The 18,190-nt window shown below is 63.1% G+C and carries 18 protein-coding genes and 1 pseudogene; 7 read left to right on the top strand and 12 right to left on the bottom strand.

Annotated features, from left to right (window positions below):
• Window positions 1–3 precede the first annotated feature (3 nt).
• From KW842_RS08490 to bamC, 6 genes are all read left to right on the top strand, one after another.
• Window positions 4–627: an L-threonylcarbamoyladenylate synthase gene (locus KW842_RS08490; protein WP_218303635.1), complete on the top strand. Its 624-nt coding sequence runs from the start codon at window positions 4–6 to the stop codon at window positions 625–627.
• Window positions 628–706: 79 nt separating this feature from the next.
• Window positions 707–1,381 (top strand): site-2 protease family protein, encoded by a 675-nt coding sequence (locus KW842_RS08485; protein ID WP_218303634.1) that lies wholly within the window; start codon window positions 707–709, stop codon window positions 1,379–1,381.
• A gap of 7 nt (window positions 1,382–1,388) precedes the next feature.
• A complete protein-coding gene (locus KW842_RS08480) occupies window positions 1,389–2,591 on the top strand; it encodes a tryptophan--tRNA ligase (protein ID WP_218303633.1) in 1,203 nt (400 codons plus the stop codon).
• 19 nt (window positions 2,592–2,610) lie between these two features.
• On the top strand, window positions 2,611–3,159 hold the full coding sequence (locus tag KW842_RS08475) for a bifunctional 2-polyprenyl-6-hydroxyphenol methylase/3-demethylubiquinol 3-O-methyltransferase UbiG (protein WP_218303632.1): 549 nt from the start codon (window positions 2,611–2,613) through the stop codon (window positions 3,157–3,159).
• 84 nt (window positions 3,160–3,243) lie between these two features.
• Window positions 3,244–4,119 (top strand): 4-hydroxy-tetrahydrodipicolinate synthase, encoded by an 876-nt coding sequence (gene dapA, locus KW842_RS08470; RefSeq protein WP_218303631.1) that lies wholly within the window; start codon window positions 3,244–3,246, stop codon window positions 4,117–4,119.
• Window positions 4,120–4,200: 81 nt separating this feature from the next.
• Entirely contained in the window at window positions 4,201–5,400 is a 1,200-nt protein-coding gene (gene bamC, locus KW842_RS08465) for an outer membrane protein assembly factor BamC (RefSeq protein ID WP_218303630.1), read from the top strand.
• Window positions 5,401–5,555: 155 nt separating this feature from the next.
• Here bamC and KW842_RS27450 read toward each other — a convergent pair whose 3' ends face one another.
• The 8 genes from KW842_RS27450 to KW842_RS08425 all read right to left on the bottom strand — a co-directional run bounded on the left by KW842_RS27450 (window position 5,556) and on the right by KW842_RS08425 (window position 12,197).
• Window positions 5,556–5,795 carry a hypothetical protein gene (locus KW842_RS27450; protein WP_229223562.1) on the bottom strand — a complete coding sequence of 80 codons (240 nt, stop codon included), beginning with the start codon at window positions 5,793–5,795 and terminating at the stop codon, window positions 5,556–5,558.
• Between the two features lie 285 nt (window positions 5,796–6,080).
• Window positions 6,081–6,557 (bottom strand): hypothetical protein, encoded by a 477-nt coding sequence (locus tag KW842_RS08455; protein WP_218303628.1) that lies wholly within the window; start codon window positions 6,555–6,557, stop codon window positions 6,081–6,083.
• 18 nt (window positions 6,558–6,575) lie between these two features.
• Entirely contained in the window at window positions 6,576–7,697 is a 1,122-nt protein-coding gene (locus KW842_RS08450) for a cupin domain-containing protein (RefSeq protein WP_218303627.1), read from the bottom strand.
• Between the two features lie 59 nt (window positions 7,698–7,756).
• Entirely contained in the window at window positions 7,757–8,509 is a 753-nt protein-coding gene (locus KW842_RS08445; protein ID WP_218303626.1) for an ABC transporter permease, read from the bottom strand.
• Window positions 8,509–9,738, bottom strand: a complete 1,230-nt coding sequence (locus KW842_RS08440; RefSeq protein WP_218303625.1) for an ABC transporter substrate-binding protein — start codon at window positions 9,736–9,738, stop codon at window positions 8,509–8,511. The genes KW842_RS08445 and KW842_RS08440 overlap by 1 nt, the downstream gene beginning before the upstream one ends.
• Window positions 9,735–10,565, bottom strand: a complete 831-nt coding sequence (locus KW842_RS08435) for an ABC transporter ATP-binding protein (RefSeq protein ID WP_218303624.1) — start codon at window positions 10,563–10,565, stop codon at window positions 9,735–9,737. The genes KW842_RS08440 and KW842_RS08435 overlap by 4 nt, the downstream gene beginning before the upstream one ends.
• A gap of 8 nt (window positions 10,566–10,573) precedes the next feature.
• Window positions 10,574–11,641 carry an acyl-CoA dehydrogenase family protein gene (locus KW842_RS08430; RefSeq protein ID WP_218303623.1) on the bottom strand — a complete coding sequence of 356 codons (1,068 nt, stop codon included), beginning with the start codon at window positions 11,639–11,641 and terminating at the stop codon, window positions 10,574–10,576.
• A 1-nt stretch (window position 11,642) separates the two neighbouring features.
• Window positions 11,643–12,197 (bottom strand): carboxymuconolactone decarboxylase family protein, encoded by a 555-nt coding sequence (locus KW842_RS08425; protein WP_218303622.1) that lies wholly within the window; start codon window positions 12,195–12,197, stop codon window positions 11,643–11,645.
• 211 nt (window positions 12,198–12,408) lie between these two features.
• Between KW842_RS08425 and KW842_RS08420 the strand changes: the two genes are divergently transcribed.
• Complete coding sequence (locus KW842_RS08420; protein WP_218303621.1) at window positions 12,409–12,954, top strand: peptidylprolyl isomerase; 546 nt, start codon at window positions 12,409–12,411, stop codon at window positions 12,952–12,954.
• Here the strand turns inward: KW842_RS08420 and KW842_RS08415 are convergent.
• The 4 genes and pseudogenes from KW842_RS08415 to KW842_RS08400 all read right to left on the bottom strand — a co-directional run bounded on the left by KW842_RS08415 (window position 12,951) and on the right by KW842_RS08400 (window position 18,170).
• On the bottom strand, window positions 12,951–13,928 hold the full coding sequence (locus tag KW842_RS08415; protein ID WP_218303620.1) for a hypothetical protein: 978 nt from the start codon (window positions 13,926–13,928) through the stop codon (window positions 12,951–12,953). The genes KW842_RS08420 and KW842_RS08415 overlap by 4 nt on opposite strands.
• Window positions 13,925–16,606: a DNA mismatch repair protein MutS gene (gene mutS / locus KW842_RS08410; RefSeq protein ID WP_218303619.1), complete on the bottom strand. Its 2,682-nt coding sequence runs from the start codon at window positions 16,604–16,606 to the stop codon at window positions 13,925–13,927. Before mutS ends, KW842_RS08415 begins: the two co-directional genes overlap by 4 nt.
• 123 nt (window positions 16,607–16,729) lie before the next feature.
• A pseudogene (locus tag KW842_RS08405) lies at window positions 16,730–17,342 on the bottom strand (pyridoxal-phosphate dependent enzyme); the annotation flags it as partial.
• Between the two features lie 123 nt (window positions 17,343–17,465).
• Window positions 17,466–18,170, bottom strand: coding sequence for a glutathione binding-like protein (locus KW842_RS08400; RefSeq protein ID WP_218303618.1), 705 nt, complete (start codon window positions 18,168–18,170; stop codon window positions 17,466–17,468).
• Window positions 18,171–18,190: the final 20 nt, after the last annotated feature.

Raw genomic sequence — 18,190 nt, 5'->3', positions numbered from 1 at the left:
GGTATGAGCCAATTCTTCCAGGTCCATCCGGTCAATCCGCAAGCCCGCCTGATCAAACAGGCGGCGCAGATCATCCACGGTGGCGGCATCGTCGCCGTGCCGACTGACTCGTGCTATGCGCTGGTGTGCCACCTGGACGACAAGGGCGCGGTGGAGCGCCTGCGCCGCATCCGCGGCATCGATGAAAAACATCACCTGACCCTGCTGTGCCGCGACTTGAGCGAGCTGGGCGTCTACGCCCGTGTCGACAACCGCCAGTTCCGTCTGCTGAAGGCGGCCACGCCGGGGCCGTTCACCTTCATCCTCGAAGCGACCAAGGTGGTGCCACGCCGGCTCAGCCATCCTTCGCGCAAGACCATCGGCCTGCGGGTGCCGGAAGACGCCATCATCAATGCGCTGCTGGCCGAGCTGGACCAGCCGCTGCTGGGCAGCACGCTGATCATGCCGAATGAAACCGAAGCGCTGAACGACGCCGACATCATCTGCGAACGCCTCGGCAAGCAGCTGGAGCTGATCATCGACGGCGGCGCCTGCAGCATGGAGCCGACCACGGTGATCGACCTGACCGGCGCTGACGCCGTGCTGGTGCGCCAGGGCCGTGGCGACGCGGCCGCATTCGGACTCTGAGCGTTTCCAATCAGGCGAGGGCGCCGGCCTTTGATGGCGCCGCAAGTAGGCAATCCAGCCTCTGGTAAAATCCCGCTCCATGGATATTGATAGCTTTGTTCAGACCGCCACGGTCTACGCCATCCCTGTTCTTTTTGCAATTTCCCTGCACGAAGCAGCACATGGCTATGTTGCCCGGTATTTCGGCGACCCCACCGCCGCCAATGAAGGCCGGCTCACCGTTAATCCGCTGAAGCACATCGACCCGTTCGGCACGATCATCCTGCCGCTAGCGCTGGCTTGGACGATCGGCGTGCCATTCGGCTTCGCCAAGCCGGTGCCGGTGGACTACGGCCGCTTGCGCAACCCGAAAAAACAGATGGCTTTCGTGGCCGCCGCCGGGCCGGCCGCCAATTTTTTGATGGGCTTGGCATGGATGATCCTGTGGGTGGTGCTGATCCAGGTGTTCCACGCCGATCAGGGGAATTTCTTCATCAAGATGGCGGAAGCGGGCTGGATGGTGAATGCCGTCATGTTTGTGTTTAACCTGATTCCATTACCGCCGCTGGATGGCGGCCGTATTGTCACCGGCATTCTGCCGATGTCGCTGGCGCGCCCTTACGCGCGTATCGAGCGCTACAGCATGTTCGTGTTTATCGGCCTGATCCTGGGAATGTATTTCGGCTTGCTGAACGGTTTCCTGATACGCGGCATGTACGCCGTCCATGTGATCTGGCAAACGCTGGTCTATCCGCTGCAGCTGCTGTTTAACTGAGCCGGCCATGTATCCCGATCGTGTCGTTTCCGGCATGCGTCCCACCGGCTCCATGCATCTGGGCCATTATCACGGGGCGCTGAAAAACTGGATCAAGATGCAGACCGAGCTGCCGTGCCTGTTTTTCGTGGCCGACTGGCACGCGCTGACCACGCATTACGACGACCCGACCGTCATCGAGCGCAGCACCTGGGAGATGCTGATCGACTGGCTGGCGGCCGGCATCGATCCCTCCCAATCGACCTTGTTCATCCAGTCGCGCGTGCCGGAGCACGCCGAGCTGCACCTGCTGCTGTCGATGGCCACCCCGCTGGGATGGCTGGAGCGGGTGCCGACCTATAAGGACCAGATTGACAATCTGTCGAATAAAGACCTGGCCACCTACGGCTTTCTCGGCTACCCGCTGCTGCAGGCGGCGGACGTGCTGATCTACCGCGCCAGCCAGGTGCCGGTCGGCGAAGACCAGGTGCCGCACATCGAAATGATGCGCGAGATCGCGCGCCGCTTTAATCATTTGTACGGCAAGGAAAAAGGCTTTGAGGAAAAGGCGCAGGAAGCCGTGAAAAAGCTCGGCAGCAAGCGCGCCAGGCTGTACAACGAACTGCGCACCGACTACCAGCAGGACGGCAAGGACGAGGCGCTGGAGCAGGCCAAGGCCATGCTGGACGATGCGCAAAGCCTGTCGATGGGCGATCGCGAGCGCCTGTTCGGCTACCTGGAGGGCAGCCGCAAGCTGATCCTGGTCGAGCCGCAGGCGCGCCTGACCGAAGCGTCGCGCCTGCCGGGGCTGGACGGCCGCAAAATGTCCAAGAGCTACGGCAACGCGATCGCGCTGCGCGAAGACAAGGAGTCGGTCAGCAAGAAAATCAAGACCATGCCGACCGATCCGGCGCGCGTGCGCCGCAGCGACGCCGGCGATCCGAACCGCTGCCCGGCCTGGCAGTTCCACCAGGTCTATTCCGATGCTGCGACCCAGGCGTGGGTGGTCAAGGGCTGCACCTCGGCCGGCATCGGCTGCATCGAGTGCAAGCAGCCGCTGATCGACGCCATCATCAAGGAACAGGAGCCGATGCACGAGCGCGCCCAGCCGTATCTGGACGACCCCTCGCTGGTGCGCGCCATCGTCGCCGATGGTAATGACGTGGCGCGCAAGCTGGCGCTGGAAACCATGCGCGATGTGCGCGAAGCCATGGGTCTGGCTTACCCCTAAGTAAAAGCAGGTAAAACGAATGAGTGATCAAATTTCCCCTTGGGTGCAGCGTTATGCGCCGCTGGTTCCCGGCGGCGCGGTGCTGGACCTCGCTTGCGGCAACGGCCGCCATTCGCGCCATATGGCGTCGCTGGGCCATGAAGTGGTGGCGGTGGACCGTGATCCGGCCGCACTGGCGGCCACCTGCGGTCAGGGCATCACCACCAGCGCCATCGATCTGGAGGAGGAGGGCGCGGCCTGGCCTTTTGGTCAGCATCGTTTTGCCGGCATCGTGGTGACAAACTACCTGCATCGTCCGTTAATTGCCGATATGCTGGCCAGCCTGGCGCCGAATGGCATGCTGATTTACGAGACTTTCGCGGATGGCAATGCGCAGTTCGGCAAGCCATCGAATCCGGCCTTTCTGCTCCAGCCAGGCGAGCTGCTGGCGCTGGCCAGCGAACATGGTTTAAGGGTGATCGCCTTTGAAGACGGCGTCATCGACAGCCCAAAAGCTGCCATGGTGCAACGACTGTGCGCCGTGAAGCCTGAATTTCCCCGCGAAGCGGCCCTGTTGCCGCCATTTTGAGCGCCGATTTGTCCGCCGGAATGCACCACGCGCGCGGCCTATCGACTACAATCGTTGTTTTAATACTTTACGCAGTGGTTTCCTATGATTAAGGGCAGCATCGTAGCAATCGTCACCCCGATGCACGCAGACGGCAGTCTGGACTTTGAGGGTTTGAATCAGCTGATCGACTGGCACATCGCCGAAGGTACGGACAGCATCGTCATCGCCGGCACCACCGGTGAATCGGCCACCGTCAGCGTGGAGGAACACTGCGCCCTGATCAAGGCGACCGTGGCGCACGCCAAAGGCCGCATCCCGATCATCGCCGGCGCCGGCGCCAACTCGACCGCCGAGGCGATCAAGCTGACCCGCTACGCCAAGGAAGCAGGCGCCGACGCCACGCTGCAAGTGGTTCCTTACTACAACCGTCCTACCCAGGAAGGCATGTACCAGCACTTCAAGGCCATCGCCGAAGCGGTGGACCTGCCGGTGATCCTGTACAACGTGCCAGGCCGTACCGTGGCCGACATGAGCAACGAAACCATCCTGCGCCTGGCGGACATCCCGAACATCGTCGGTGTCAAGGATGCCACCGGCAATATCGGCCGCGGCTACGATCTGCTGCGCCTGGCGCCGAAGTCGTTCGCCGTCTACTCCGGCGACGATCCGACCGCAATGGCGCTGATGCTGGCCGGCGGCGCCGGCAATATCTCGGTGACTGCCAACGTGGCGCCGCGCGTGATGGCCGATATGTGCCGCGCCGCCATCGCCGGCGACGTCGCCAAGGCGCTGGAACTCAATAATAAAGTTTTCCCGCTGCACCAGAAACTGTTCATCGAACCGAATCCGGTGCCGGTCAAGTGGGCGCTGGCGGAAATGGGTAAGATGCCTGCCGGTATCCGCCTGCCACTGGTGCAACTGGCCGATGGCTACCACGAGGCAGTACGTTCGGCCCTGCGAGAGTCCGGCATACTGTAATATCCGTAGCAACGAGCAACTAGCCCCGACTTGGGTCGGATCATATTTTGCTGCACTTCAGCTTCTTAAAACAGTAACGACATGACTATTCGCAAGACAGCTTTTATTTCCTCGCAGCGCGCCCTGGTGGTCGGTGCCATGGTGGCAACGGTAACCAGCCTGACTGGTTGCGGCATGATCAGTTCGGTAGTTGGCAACGACAAGGTGGACTACCGCTCGGCCAAGAAGGCCAGCACGCTCGACGTGCCGCCGGATCTGACCCAATTGCAAAAAGATAACCGCTATTCGCTGCCGGATTCGAACAACGGCGTGGCCACCGCTTCCGGCTACAACGCGTCCAAAGCGGCCCAGTCGGGCGCGCTGAACCAGGGCGCCGTGGTGGTGCCGGGCCAGCCGGCCACCGGCACCGTGGCGCGCACCACGCTGAGCGATATCAAGGTGGAGCGTGACGGCAACCAGCGCTGGCTGGTGATCAACCAGACGCCGGAGCAATTGTGGCCGCAGCTGAAGCAGTTCTGGGAAGATTCGGGTTTCACGCTGTCGCAGGAACTGCCTGCTGCCGGCATCATGGAAACCGAGTGGAACGAGAACCGCGCCAAGATTCCGCAGGACTTCATCCGCAACACCATCGGCAAAGTGTTTGACTCGGTGTATTCAAGCGGCGAGCGCGACAAGTTCCGCACCCGCATCGAGCGCCGCGCCGACGGCGCCAGCGAGATCTACATCAGCCACCGCGGCGTGCAGGAAGTCGCTGTGGGCGCCGACAAGGAAAGCACCAAGTGGATGGCGCGTCCGAACGACCCGGGCCTGGAAGCCGAATTCCAGGCGCGCCTGCTGAACAAGCTGGGCAATGGCGGCGAGCAGCTGGCGCAAGCCAAGGATGCCGTGGAAGGCGCGATTGTCCAGCCGCAGCACGCATCGCTGGTGGGCGCAGGCGCCGACCGTGCGGTACAAGTGGACGAGGGCTTCGACCGCGCCTGGCGCCGCGTAGGCCTGGCGCTGGACCGTGCCGGCTTTACCGTCGAAGACCGCGACCGTACCCAGGGTATTTACTTTGTCCGTTATATCAACGATACGGCCGAATCGAAAGGCTTCTTCAGCAAGCTGTTTAGCTGGGGTTCGTCGGATGAGGCGGATAAAGAAGCGCAGCGCTATCGCATTTCGGTGAAAGCAGCCGAAGGCAATGCCAGCATCGTGAAAGTATTGAGCAATGCCGGCGCGGCTGAAACCAGCCCGGTAGGCGAGAAGATTCTCACCTTGCTGCACGAACAATTGAAATAAAAGATACGCCGCTGATTGCGGCGAGAAAACCGCCCGCACTGAATGCGCTCAATCGCGCTCATTGCGGGCGGTTTTTTTATGCCCGCGAATAAGGCAGGCAAAAGGTACAGACGAAAAAAAACCGGCCAAAGGCCGGTTTTTCTCTCAAGCTGATATTACTTCGAAGCAGCTGGAGCCGAAGCGGCTGGAGCAGCAGCGTCCGAAGCGGCTGGAGCAGCAGCAGCAGCGTCAGCGGCTGGAGCAGCTGGAGCAGCAGCGTCAGCAGCTGGAGCTGGTGCTGGAGCAGCAGCTTCTGGAGCAGCTACTGGAGCTGGAGCAGCAGGAGCTTCTTCTTTTTTCGAGCAAGCAGCCAGAGCAACAGCCAGCAGGGAGGCGATCAGCAGGGATTTTTTCATGGATTTTCCTTAGTTAATTCAAAAATTAAACACGTGTTGCGATTAATAATTACCGGTAATTATCGCTCAATTAGGTCGTCTTCGAAGGCTTTCGTACCTTGAAAGGTGCCTGCCAGACAACGGAAACTTCCTAGCCGAATATTATAGCGATTTTTAGTGCATCGCAATAGTTCAACAAGCCTAACACATAACTATTTTGCGATATCGCAACATTTCGTTTCGGACCTCACTTGAGGCTAAGTCCGGCTAACTAACCGTGTTGACAGTATTCTACTCCTAACCGGCTCATAATCCAGTTGAGTTTGCTACCAAACCGGCGCTTGATTCTAACCAAATTGTAAGAAAACGTTCCAGGCTGGTTTGGAGGTCTTGAGGCCCGTTAAAAACGGCTTCTCCACGGAAATGATTGGCATGAAAACGCCGCACGATATCGCGCTGATCGGCAATGCAGAATGAATCGCTTAATTGCCTTAATTGCGGATGGCTACGGCGCAGCTCAATCTGCTGGCCATAATCTTTGAGTAACTTCGGAAAACGCGGCGCATCTCGCGCCAGGGTTTTGCCTTCATGGGCGACCAGTTGCAGATGGCCGCCGGCCTGGAAAAAACGCCGCAGCTGCGCGTCGCTGGTGCTGCCGCCCAGCTGCCAGATGCTGAAGTCCGGATCGAACATCAGCAGCGTGTGTTGGGCGCGGGAAAGGCAGGTGGCCAGGTGCTGCTGGAATTCCGCCCGCGTGGTGAAGGGAATAAGCTGCCTGTCCATCTTGCCTCCCGCGTTTGATTAGCCCAACTCGGCCCAGCCGTCCTGATACCAGGTGTACAGCGCTTCCAGCACGTCGTCCGACGCGGCGGCGAATTCCTCCGGCTCCAGGCGGCGGTTGTTGGCCAGCGCTTCCAGCGTCGCCTTGTCGGCCTTGCCGACGCCGAATGATTCACCGTTGATGAACACGTTCTTGCCGCGATACAGCATCTGCGTCTTGCGCGACAGGACCAGGCCTTTCTTCATGACGGCGTCGCCGAACTTGCCGACGGTGAGCGGCTTGGCCGGGCCGGTGAAGAATACATTGTGCTTCGGCTCGGACAGGTATTCGCCCAGGAAGATGGTGATGTCTTCCTCGGTGAAGCGCACCTTGTTGAGTTCTTCGGCCAGGTCGGTCAGCATCTGGCGCGGGATCTCGGCCGGCTTGTCGGTGGCTTTCAGGTCCGGATCTTCATAGCGGCCCGGCAGATCGATGGAATCGGCCATGAACTGCAGGAAGCCTTCGCCCAGCTCCTGGTAGGAAGGCAGGCGGAAGCCGATCGAATAGGTCTGGCAGTCGCCGATGGCGATGCCGTCGTGCGCGTATTGCGGCGGCAGGTACAGCATGTCGCCCGGATTGAGCACGTATTCTTCCTGCGGCTCGAAGTTGGCCAGGATTTTGACCGGCAGGCCTTCGATCAGCGTCAGGTCCTTCTGCTTGCCGATGCGCCAGCGGCGCTGGCCCTGGGCTTGCAGCAGGAATACGTCGTAGGAGTCGAAGTGCGGACCGACGCCGCCGCCATCGGTGGCGAAGCTGATCATCAGGTCGTCCAGGCGCGCGTCCGGCAGGAAGCGGAACTGGCGCAGCAGCGCGTCGGCCTTGGCGTCGAACAGGTTGACGCCCTGGACCAGCATGGTCCATTCTTTCTTGTCGCGCGGCGGCAGGGAATCGAGCGGGCCGTGTTGCAGCAGCCATTCGCCGTCGAAGCCAGTCACCAGGCGTGATTCGGTGTGGTTGGTAGAGGCCAGCTTGGCCAGTTCGTCAAGGCTGAGGAAGGGCTTGAAGCCGGGGATGGCGTTGCGGATCAGGAGTGGCTTTTTGTGCCAGTAGTCGCGCAGGAACTGCGCCGGCGTGATGTCGCCGAGGAGCGGTAATTTTTTCATACCGCGCATTATAAACCCCTGAGCGATAGAGCCACCCCTAAGCGATAGCGGAGGGCTAATCAGCGCGTGTGGAGCCACCTTGCATGCGCGGCGCGGGCCAGCCAGTCCAGCACGAACCCGAGGATGCCGATCAACACAATCGCCGCCATCAGCTCGTTATACGCCAGCCGGTCGCGCGCATCGAGGATGAAATAGCCCAGGCCGGCCGACACGCCCAGCATCTCCGCCGGCACCAGCACAATCCAGATAATCCCGATCGCTAGCCGCACCCCGGTCAGGATATCGGCAGTAATCCCCGGCAGCACCACCCGCAGCACCGTCTCCGTGTGCGTGGCCGACAAACTGCGCGCCAGCAGCAGCCAGTTCTGATCGAGCCGCGCCACGCCGGTGGCGGTATTCAGCAAAATCGGCCACACCGCCGCAAACGCCAGCAGGAAGTACACCGGCGCGTCGCCGACGCCCAGCGTCATCACTGCCAGCGGCATCCACGACAGCGGCGATACCATGCGCAGCAGCTGGAACAGCGGCATGGTGGCCGCCGCAAAGCGCTTGGAAGACCCCACCAGCACCCCCAGCGGAATGCCGATCAGCGCTGCCGCCAGCAAGCCGTAGCCGACACGGCGCAGACTCAGTCCGATATCGCGCCAGATGTCCGGCCCTTGCAGCATTTGCAGCAGCGCGCGGCCGGCTTCCACTGGCGCGAAGGCCGCCGCGATCGGCGTATCCTTTTCCAGCGAGGTCACGCCCGCCTGCCACAGCAGCAGCGCCGCCGCGAAACCCAGCAGCGGCAGGCCAAATCGACGCAAGACCATCAGATCGCCAGCGTTTCAGTGCGCAGCAGATTGGCTGGCAGACCGAACGCCTGCGGGCCGCCGACTGCGGCCAAGGCCTTGCGCACGAAACGGTCGTCCACCAGATCCTTGGCGACGAAAGCCGGGTCGAGTTTTTGCAGGAAGCTGGTGTCGCCTTCCACGCGTACCTTTTGCAGGGAGCGCACCATCTGCTCGGTGTACGAGGCGAACGGGTAGGGCTGGAAGTCGATACGGCGCTGGTTCCAGTCCTTGTGCGCGATGATGCCGCTCTTTTCATAGTCGGCATAGTCGGTCACGGTCAGCACTTTCGACAGCACTTGCAGCGTGTGCGGCGTGTATTTGTGGCTGTCGCCATTCGATAGCAGGCGCGCGGTGTCGAGCTGGTTGGAGCGCGTCCACAGCTGCGCCTTGACGATGGCGTTGGTGACGCGCTGCGCCCACTCCGGACGGGTTGTGATGTCGCGCTCCGACAGGAAGGTGACGCAGCAGGCGTGGTTCTTCCATACGTCGCCGGAGAAGCGCAGCACCTTGCCGACACCAGTGGTTTCGGCCAGCGCGTTGAACGGCTCGGCGACGATGAAGCCGGCGATCGATTTGCTGGCCAAGGCCGACACCATCTCGGCCGGCGCCAGCACCACCAGGTTGACTTCCCTGGCGCCGATATTGCCTTCGCGGCCTTTGCTGACCACCGTCAGGCCGTTTTTGGTCAGGATCTGTTGCAGCAGCACGTTGTGGATCGAGTACCAGAACGGTATCGCCACCGTTTTGCCACCCAGGTCGGCCACCGAGTTGATGTCCTTGGCGACCGTCAGCGCCGAGCCGTTGACGTGGTTCCACGCCACCACCTTGGCCGGGAACTTGGCGCCGTAGCGCACCGACATGGTGGCCGGCGATAGCAGGTGGATCACGTTGACCTGGCCCGACACGAACGCTTCGATGATCTGCGCCCAGCTGCGGAACAGGCGCGGCGTTTCGGTGTGCAGGCCTTCCGCCTCGAACAGCTTGCGGCCATGCGCCACCAGCAGCGGCGTGGCGTCGGTGATCGGCAGATAACCGATCTTCACCGGCTGGTCATCGCCTTTCGGGCCTTGCTGCGCCGTGGCGTCGCCGGCGAACAGCAGCGGCGCCGCCACGCTGGCGGTGCCCAGCGCGGACACGCGCAGGAAGTCGCGGCGGGTCATGCCGCAATCGCAATCGGAGGCAAGGCAGATGTGAGGTGGCTTGGTCATAATGTACTCTCTGTCGTGGTGGAGGCTGTGCTGCGCACGCCCTGCAGGGCGGCCAGGATGTCGAAACGGAGCTTGCTGGCGGCGTCGCTGTCGGCCAGGCGCGGGCGCGCCAGGTCGACCTGCCATTCGCGCACGATGGCACCGGGACGGCCGCCCATCAGCACGATGCGGTCGGCCACCAGGATGGCCTCGTCGATGTCGTGCGTGACCAGCAGCGCGGCGGTATGCCAGCGGTGCACCACGTCGACCAGCAGGGTTTGCATTTCCGCGCGGGTGATGGCGTCCAGCGCCGAGAAAGGTTCGTCTGCGAACAGCAGTTCCGGCTGGCGCGCCAGTGCGCGGGCCAGCGCGACGCGTTGCGCCATGCCGCCGGATAGTGCGGCCGGATAGCGCTTTTCGCTGCCGGCCAGGCCGACGGCGGCGATGGCGTCCTGCACGCGTTGCTGGTGTTCGGCTCGCGCAATCTTTGGCTGGCGCGCGAAGTCCAGGCCGAAGCCGACGTTGGCCGTCACGTTCAGCCAGGGCAGCAGGCTGGCTTGCTGAAACACCAGCGCGCTGCGCGGATTCGGCTCGGTCAGCGGCGCGCCGAGGAACTGCACCGTGCCGGCGCTGGGCGCTTGCAGCCCGGCCAGTACGCGCAGGAGTGTCGACTTGCCGCAGCCGCTGCCGCCCAGCAGTGCGACGATTTCGCGCGGACGCACGCCCAGCGTGATGTGTTCAAAGGTGGGTGCGCCGCCGGCATAGGCGAAGGACAGCGCGTCAGCATGCAGCGCCCAGCCGCTGTCCGCGCGCTCGGCTTCTATCGCGCCGCTTATTGCATCACTCATTGCACCACTCATTGCGTGGCGGCGTGCTTGGCCAACGCCGCCTGTAGTTGCGTGATGCTCGGCGTGATCACCGGAATGAAAGCGGACTCGCGCCAGCGGCGTGCAAAGCCGTCTTCCTCCTGCATCAGATAGGCGTGGCCGCCCTTGGCTTGCAGCTCCAGCGTGACCGCTTGCTGCACCAGGTCGGCAATGGCGATGCGCAGCTTGAACATCAGCGGCGCGGCCGTGACGAAGCGGCCGTCAGCCACGCCGTCCAGCAGCTGCTGGGTGTGCTCGGCCAGCGTCTGCCGGGCGGCGGCGATATCGTCGCTCAGCTGGCCGCGTCCCTTGGCTGCCACCGCCGCTGCTTTTTCCAGCGCGGCCGTAGCCAGGCCCAGCGACATACCGCATTGCATGCCGAGGAAGGCCGGTCGCACGTGCGCCAGCCATTCCGGCGCCTGCGTAGCGATGATGTCATCGGCCGGCGCGGCGACATTGTCCAGCTGCACCGCAGCCGTGTTGCTGCCGCGCAGGGCGATCAGCGGCAGGTTGGCGCTGCGTTCCACGCCGGCGTCGTCGCTGGCGAATATCGCCACCAGCGGCGTCGAGTTGTCTACCGGCGCCACAGCCGCCGCCGCGACAAAGCGTGGCGCGCGCAGATTGGTGATCCAGGCCAGCTTGCCTTGCAAAGTCCAGCCGTCGCCATTGGCGGTGCCGTGCACTGACAGCGGCTCCATGCCGGACAGGAATTTCATGGCGTTCGACAGGCCGGTGGCGCCGGCCAGGGTGCCATCCAGCAGCGACGGCAGCAGGCGGTCGCGCAGCGCGCTGTTGCTGCTCTGTAGCAGGTATTCGATAAAGCTGCGCTGGCCCCAGTACACAAAGGCGGCTGTCACCGAGTAGCGCGCCACGTCGGCGATGCCGAGGATGGCGTCGCGCACGTCACCGTGCAGGCCGGGTTCCCCGCCCAGCGTCAGTGGCACGCCAGCGCGGAAGCAGCCATGTGCCGCCAGCGCCGGCAGTACCTCGTCATTCAGCGTTTCCGTCTGGTCCAGTGTTTCCGCGTTGCGCGTCAGCCAGTCGTGAAGGTCGGCCATCCTATACCGCTCCGGGCAGATAGGCTTGCAGCTGGGTATTCACCGGCGTGCCGGCCAGGCTGTTGGCGAAGTTGCACAGCGTCGCCAGGCTGATGCCCAGTACCACTTCCAGCGCCTGTTGCTGGTTGTAGCCAGCGGCCAGGAAGGCTTGCAGTTCAGCATCGTCAACCGCGCCACGGCGGGCGATGACGGCGGCGGCAAAGGTGGCGACTGCATCCAGTTTGGCGTCGCCGGTCGGCTTGCCTTCGTGCAGTGCGCGCACCGCTTCCACCGGCTGGCCGGCTTTGCGCAGCCAGATGGCGGTATGGCCGGCCACGCAGAAGTCGCAGCCATGGATGCGCGCGGCGCTGATTTGTACCACTTCGCGCTCGGCCAGCGTCAGGCTGGCGCGCGAGTTGATGCCGGAGACGGTCAGATAGGTTTCCAGCGCCACCGGCGCATTCGCCAGCACGCCGATCAGGTTGGGCAGGTAGCCGTTGTTGGCGATGGCCTTTTCAACGTAGGGGCGGCTTTCTTCCGGCGCGGTATCCAGCGTGTGTAATGTCAAACGTGTCATATTCTTCAACTTTTTTGCAAGTGATGTCGATATATTATCAGTCTCGGACGAAATCGCCACTTTAGCCAACATCCTGGTGTGGCCATGATTGTAGGCGGCGTGGCGTGCTACGGCCAGAAAGGAATCGGCATATCCTTATGCGGCCGGTGCGGGAGAGGACTGGGCCGATCCAAGGTATAATCCCGGGCTAATTACAGAAAGGATGCATAACATGAAGATTGCCAAGAATACAGTCGTGACTGTGAATTACAAACTGTCCGATGCCCAGGACAATCTGATCGAAGACGGCCGTCAGCCTATGGTTTACCTGCACGGTGGCTACGAGAACACCCTGCCAAAAATCGAAGAAGAGCTGGACGGCAAAGAAGCCGGCTATGCGTCGATCATCCAGATCGAACCGGAAGACGCGTTCGGCGACTACGACGCTGCGCTGGTCAAGGTTGAGGCGCGCAACCGCCTGCCTGAGCCGCTGGAAGTAGGCATGCAGTTCGAAGGCATGCCGGACGGCGACAGCGGCGAAGAAGAAGCCATGATCTTCACCGTGACCGATATCGCTGACGACAAAGTGGTCCTGGACGGTAACCATCCGCTGGCCGGCATGGCGCTGCGCTTCTCGCTGAGCGTTGCCGACGTGCGCGAAGCCACCGAAGAAGAGATCGCCCACGGCCATGTGCACGGCGCCCACGGCCACCACCACGGTGACGAGGACGACGAAGGTGAAGAAGGCGATCACGTCGCCATCCACCCGATACACTAATCGTTGTTAGTACCGGCGCTGCCGCCCTTGATTGAGAACAAGGCGGCGGCGCCTGGGGTGACGCGGACTTCGGCCCAATCGGCGGCCATGTTCACGTGCCCCAGATTGCCGCGCCACTGAATCGCCGGCTCGGCATGCTGCGCGCCCGCCTGGGCATCAATCAGCAGCACCTTCCCCTTGTACTTCTCCGCCATGGCGCGGATCTGCTTGCGCACTTCGGCAAAGCCATCCTGCCTGGTCTGGAACGACGGCAGCAGCGAAAAGCCTTCCTCCACCGTCACTTCCGGATCGCCGTCCGAGAACAGCACCAGGCCAACCATCTTCTGCCGGTCCGCCAGCGCGAACAGGCGGTGCAGCCAGGCGCGGTTGGCCACCAGCCGGTCTTCGTATTCGCTGTTGCGGCCCGCTTCCGGGCGATAATGGTTGTTATTCGCGGGCAGATTGATGGTGGCGAACAGCACCTTGTTGACTTCCCAGTGCGCGTTTTCCGCATAGCTGCGGAACTTGGCGGTGGACGACAAGCGCGTCACCTGGATGCGGCGGATGCCCAGCGATTCGCCGTCGGCGTAAAACACCTCGCGCAGGCGGTTCAGGCGTTCGATGGCGTTGGAGCGGCCGGCGGAATTCAGGCAGGCGCTCCAGTCGCTGCCGGCCAGCGACACCACCATCGGCGCCGATGATTCGTTCAGCAGTTCGCGGCGCTGCGCATACAGCTTGTCGCCGCAAGGCTCGTTGACCGCCTTGATGCCGGTGGCCACCACGAAGGAAGGATAGTTTTGCGAAGCATCGACAATGGCGCGCTTGAGCACCGCCTCGTCGCGCCCATGCTGCAAGGGATGGCCGATGACGCCGAACAGGAAGGACTTGGGCGTTGGTGACGCCTTGGTGATCGGCGGCAGCGCGTGCGCACCCGCCGCCGCCAGCGTCGCGGCGAGCGCCAGCAGCAGGCGGCGAGGGCGCGCGCGCTGCGTCATGCCTGCGCCGACTCTGTCAGGCGCTTCAACTGGTACAGCCGGTCCAGCGCTTCGCGCGGGGTCAGCGCGTCCGGGTCCAGATCGTCCAGCGCATCCAGCAGTTCGCGCATGGCCGGCCTGGCAGCGGCGCTGGCCGGCGTTGCGACTTCTTCGTCGTTGGCGTCGACCGATGGTGCGGCGAACAGGTCCAGCTGCGGCGTGGCGTCCAGCGCTTGCGCTTCCAGCCGCGCCAGGTGCTTGCGCGCGGCCTTGATCACCGGCTGCGGCACGCCGGCCAGCTGCGCCACCTGCAAACCGTAGCTCTGCGACGCCGGGCCTTCCTGCACCGCGTGCAGGAATACGATGGTGTCCTTGTGCTCGACCGCCGACAGGTGGACGTTGCTGGCGGTCGGATGGCTGTCCGGCAGCTGCGTCAGTTCGAAGTAGTGGGTGGCGAACAGCGAGAAGCTGCGGCTCGTCTCAATCAGGTGACGCGCGATGGCCCAGGCCAGCGCCAGACCGTCGAAGGTCGAGGTGCCACGGCCGATTTCATCCATCAGCACCAGCGAGTGTTCGGTGGCGCCGTTGAGAATGGCGGCGGCCTCGGTCATCTCCACCATGAAGGTCGAACGGCCGCCAGCCAGGTCGTCGGTGGCGCCGATGCGGGTGAAGATGCGGTCGATCGGGCCGATCACCGCGCTTTGCGCCGGCACGTAGCTGCCCATGTAAGCCAGCAGCGTAATCAGCGCCACCTGGCGCATGAAGGTCGATTTACCGCCCATATTAGGACCGGTAATCAGCAGCAGGCGGCGTTCGTCGACAAAGCGGCAATCGTTGGCGATGAAGCGCTCGATCTGGTTTTCCACCACCGGGTGGCGGCCTTCCTTGATATTGACACATGCTGTCGCCACCAGCTCCGGCGCGCACCAGTTGTGGCGCAGCGCGTGGTCGGTGAGCGCGGTCAGCGTGTCCAGCTGCGCCAGCGCGCGGGCAATGGTTTGCAGCGTGCCGATGAACGGCGCGAGATCGCCCAGCAGCTGGTCGTACAGCATCTTCTCGCGCGCCAGTGCGCGGTCCTGCGCCGACAGTGCCTTGTCCTCGAAGGCCTTCAGCTCCGGCGTGATGTAGCGCTCGCAGTTCTTCAGCGTCTGGCGGCGGCGATAATCGTCCGGCACCTTGGTGGCCTGGCCGTTGGTGACTTCGATATAGAAGCCGTGCACCTTGTTGTACTCGACGCGCAGGTTGGCGATGCCGGTGCGGGCGCGTTCGCGGGTCTCCAGATCGACCAGATACTGGCCGGCGTTTTCCGACAGGCCGCGCAGCTCATCGAGTTCGGCGTCAAAGCCGCGCGCGATGACGCCGCCGTCGCGCACCATCACCGCCGGTTCCGGCATCACTGCGCGTTGCAGCAGGTCGAGGCAGGCTTCCGGCGTGGCCAGGTCGGCGTGGATGGCGGACAGCAGGCCTTGCGTATCGGTCAGCGTGCGCTGCATGCCGTGACGCAGCGACGGCAGCTGCGTCAGACCGTCGCGCAGCGCGGCGAGGTCGCGCGGCCGGGCCGAGAGCAGGGCGATGCGTGTGGTGATGCGTTCGATGTCCGGCACCTGCGCCAGCGTGTGCGACAGCGATCCGGTGGTGTCGGCCTGCGCCAGCGCGGCGATGGCCTGGTGGCGCGAACGGGCCACGTTCTGATCGCGGCGCGCGTGGTGCAGCCAGTGGCGCAGCAGGCGCGAGCCCATGGCGGTGCGGCAGTGGTCCAGCAGCGAGAACAGCGTCGGCGATTCCTGGCCGCGGATGGTTTCGGTCAGCTCCAGGTTGCGGCGGGTGGCGGCGTCCAGACCGATGAATTCGTTCTCGGTTTCGGTGGTCAGCGTGCGTACGTGCTGCAGGCCACGGCCTTGCGTCGATTGTGCGTAGCGCAGCAAAGCGCCGGCGGCGCCGAACGCCGCGCCCAGGCCATCGGCGCCAAAGCCGGTCAGCGTCGATACGGCCAGCTGGTCGAGCAGCGCCTTGTGGCCGCTGACCACGTCGAAGTGCCATTCCGGCACGCGGTTGACGTGGCAGCTCGTGTATTCCTCAAACAGTTCGCCGTTGTCGCCGCGCAGGATCTCGGCCGGCGAAATGCGTTCCAGCTCTTGCTGGATGCGGCTGTTGACGGTGTGGCTGTCGCCCGAGAACTCCATCAGGCGCAGCGCGCCGCTGGCCAGCGACAGCCAGGCCAGACCGGCGGTGGCCACCTTGCGCTGGCTGATGATGGCCAGCGCGAGCAGCGGACGTTCCGATTTTTCCGGCAGCAGGTCGGCGTCGGTCAGCGTGCCCGGCGTGACCACGCGCATCACCTTGCGTTCGACCGGACCTTTGCTGGTGGCCGGATCGCCGATCTGTTCGCAGATGGCGCACGATTCGCCGATCTTGACCAGCTTGGCCAGATAGCCTTCCAGCGAATGGAAAGGCACGCCGCACATCTTGATCGGCTGACCGCCCGACGAACCGCGCGCGGTCAGCGTAATGCCGAGTATGCGCGCCGCCTTTTCCGCATCTTCGTGGAACAGCTCGTAGAAATCGCCCATACGGTAGAACACCAGCATATCCGCATGCTGGCTCTTGATGCTCATGTATTGCTGCATCATCGGGGTCAATTTTTCAGTCGGGCTGTTTTTGACGGCTGCGGCGTTGATTTCTTTCGGGGCGGTGGTCATTGGTTCTTTAGGCGATGCGAGTCTGGTTTTTGCGGAGACTGACACCGCCTCCGCTCGTAACCCGTCATTCTACCGCTTTCGGCGATGGACGCGAAGATTGGCGCGCCAGGCCTGCCAATGCGCTCATGCGCCAGCCAGCACGCCGCCAAACAGGTCCGCATCGACATTGGCGCCACTCAGTGGCAGTCCGACCTTGCGGCCCTTGAAGCGCGGGTCGTCCTTCAGTTGCAGGGCGGCGGCCAGCGCTGCGGCGCCGGCGCCTTCGGCCAGATTATGGGTGGCGCGATAGTACAGCCGCAGCGCCTGCGCCACTTCCTGGTCGCTTACCGCGACCACATCGCGTGTTCAGCCCCAGCGCATGCCGCGCCGCGATGGCGCCACAGATGCCCGAGCCCTGGCCGACTGGCACCAGCAGCAGTTCCAGATCCGGCCGGGCGCTCAGCAATTCGTACCATCCGGTGGCGACACCGGCCACCAGGTCATGGTGGAACGATGGCACCATGTGCAGGCCGTCGCGTTCAGCCAGCAGGTAAGCATGTTCGCGGCTGGCCTGGAAATCGTCGCCATACTCGATCAGCTGAGCGCCGAGGGCGCGCATGGCGGCATTCTTTTCCTTGCTGTTACCAAGCGGCACCACGATCGTGACCTCAACCCCGTAGCGCTGCGCTGCGTAAGCCAGCGATTGCCCGTGATTGCCGCGTGTTGCCAGCATGATGCCCTGAGTGTCCGGCGCCCGCTCCACAGCTTTCTTCTGGCGAGCAATCCGATGATTCTAAAATACGGCACAAGTACAGTATAAGTACACTTTGGCACTTAATTTCATATACTGTACTGGTGAAATCGCCAATACAAAGCCAGATTAAACGGTGCCAGGAATCGCCAGGCCGCGCGCCACCGCCGGACGGGCGATGAAGCGCTCCAGCGTGGCCTGCAGATGGGGATAATCGTCCAGGCTGAGCAGCTCGGACGCCTGGTAATAGCCGCTCAGGATGCGCACCCAGGGGAAGATCGCCATGTCGGCTATCGTGTATTGCTCGCCCATGATCCAGTTGCGCCCGGTCAAGCGCTGTTCCAGCACATTCAGCAGGCGCCGCGTCTCGGCCACATAGCGCTGCAGCGGGCGCTTGTCTTGGTACTCCTTGCCGGCGAAGCGGTGGAAGAATCCCAGTTGCCCGAACATCGGGCCGACGCCGCCCATCTGGAACATCAGCCACTGGATGGTTTGGTAGCGTTGCGCGGCGTCGGCGGGCAAGAAGCTGCCGGTCTTTTCCGCCAGATACAGCAGAATGGCGCCGGACTCGAACAGCGCCAGCGGCTTGCCATCGGGGCCGTCCGGATCAATCATGGCCGGAATCTTATTATTGGGATTCAAGGACAGGAAGGCCGGCGACAGCACCCCCTGTTGATCGAGTGTGATCCGGTACGCCTCGTACGGCAGCCCGGTTTCCTCCAGCATGATGGAAACCTTGACGCCATTGGGTGTCGCCAGCGAATACAGCTGGATACGCTCAGGATGGGCCGGCGGCCACTGTTCGGTAATCGGGAAGTGGGAGAGAATATGCATGGTTGCGGTCAGGTTGGCAT

This window comes from Duganella sp. sic0402, from assembly GCF_019219065.1.
Classification (GTDB): Bacteria; Pseudomonadota; Gammaproteobacteria; order Burkholderiales; family Burkholderiaceae_D; genus Rugamonas.
Note: the sequence above shows the minus strand (reverse complement) of the source record. Positions and strands in the feature narration are given on the sequence as shown.

What these genes read in the sequence shown, in the direction of transcription:
- KW842_RS08490 (WP_218303635.1), top strand. Translation starts at nt 4, where the DNA reads ATGAGCCAATTCTTCCAGGTCCATCCGGTCAATCCGCAAGCCCGCCTG.
- KW842_RS08485 (WP_218303634.1), top strand. Translation starts at nt 707, where the DNA reads ATGGATATTGATAGCTTTGTTCAGACCGCCACGGTCTACGCCATCCCT.
- KW842_RS08480 (WP_218303633.1), top strand. Translation starts at nt 1,389, where the DNA reads ATGTATCCCGATCGTGTCGTTTCCGGCATGCGTCCCACCGGCTCCATG.
- KW842_RS08475 (WP_218303632.1), top strand. Translation starts at nt 2,611, where the DNA reads ATGAGTGATCAAATTTCCCCTTGGGTGCAGCGTTATGCGCCGCTGGTT.
- dapA (WP_218303631.1), top strand. Translation starts at nt 3,244, where the DNA reads ATGATTAAGGGCAGCATCGTAGCAATCGTCACCCCGATGCACGCAGAC.
- bamC (WP_218303630.1), top strand. Translation starts at nt 4,201, where the DNA reads ATGACTATTCGCAAGACAGCTTTTATTTCCTCGCAGCGCGCCCTGGTG.
- KW842_RS27450 (WP_229223562.1), bottom strand. Translation starts at nt 5,795, where the DNA reads ATGAAAAAATCCCTGCTGATCGCCTCCCTGCTGGCTGTTGCTCTGGCT.
- KW842_RS08455 (WP_218303628.1), bottom strand. Translation starts at nt 6,557, where the DNA reads ATGGACAGGCAGCTTATTCCCTTCACCACGCGGGCGGAATTCCAGCAG.
- KW842_RS08450 (WP_218303627.1), bottom strand. Translation starts at nt 7,697, where the DNA reads ATGAAAAAATTACCGCTCCTCGGCGACATCACGCCGGCGCAGTTCCTG.
- KW842_RS08445 (WP_218303626.1), bottom strand. Translation starts at nt 8,509, where the DNA reads ATGGTCTTGCGTCGATTTGGCCTGCCGCTGCTGGGTTTCGCGGCGGCG.
- KW842_RS08440 (WP_218303625.1), bottom strand. Translation starts at nt 9,738, where the DNA reads ATGACCAAGCCACCTCACATCTGCCTTGCCTCCGATTGCGATTGCGGC.
- KW842_RS08435 (WP_218303624.1), bottom strand. Translation starts at nt 10,565, where the DNA reads ATGAGTGATGCAATAAGCGGCGCGATAGAAGCCGAGCGCGCGGACAGC.
- KW842_RS08430 (WP_218303623.1), bottom strand. Translation starts at nt 11,641, where the DNA reads ATGGCCGACCTTCACGACTGGCTGACGCGCAACGCGGAAACACTGGAC.
- KW842_RS08425 (WP_218303622.1), bottom strand. Translation starts at nt 12,197, where the DNA reads ATGACACGTTTGACATTACACACGCTGGATACCGCGCCGGAAGAAAGC.
- KW842_RS08420 (WP_218303621.1), top strand. Translation starts at nt 12,409, where the DNA reads ATGAAGATTGCCAAGAATACAGTCGTGACTGTGAATTACAAACTGTCC.
- KW842_RS08415 (WP_218303620.1), bottom strand. Translation starts at nt 13,928, where the DNA reads ATGACGCAGCGCGCGCGCCCTCGCCGCCTGCTGCTGGCGCTCGCCGCG.
- mutS (WP_218303619.1), bottom strand. Translation starts at nt 16,606, where the DNA reads ATGACCACCGCCCCGAAAGAAATCAACGCCGCAGCCGTCAAAAACAGC.
- KW842_RS08400 (WP_218303618.1), bottom strand. Translation starts at nt 18,170, where the DNA reads ATGCATATTCTCTCCCACTTCCCGATTACCGAACAGTGGCCGCCGGCC.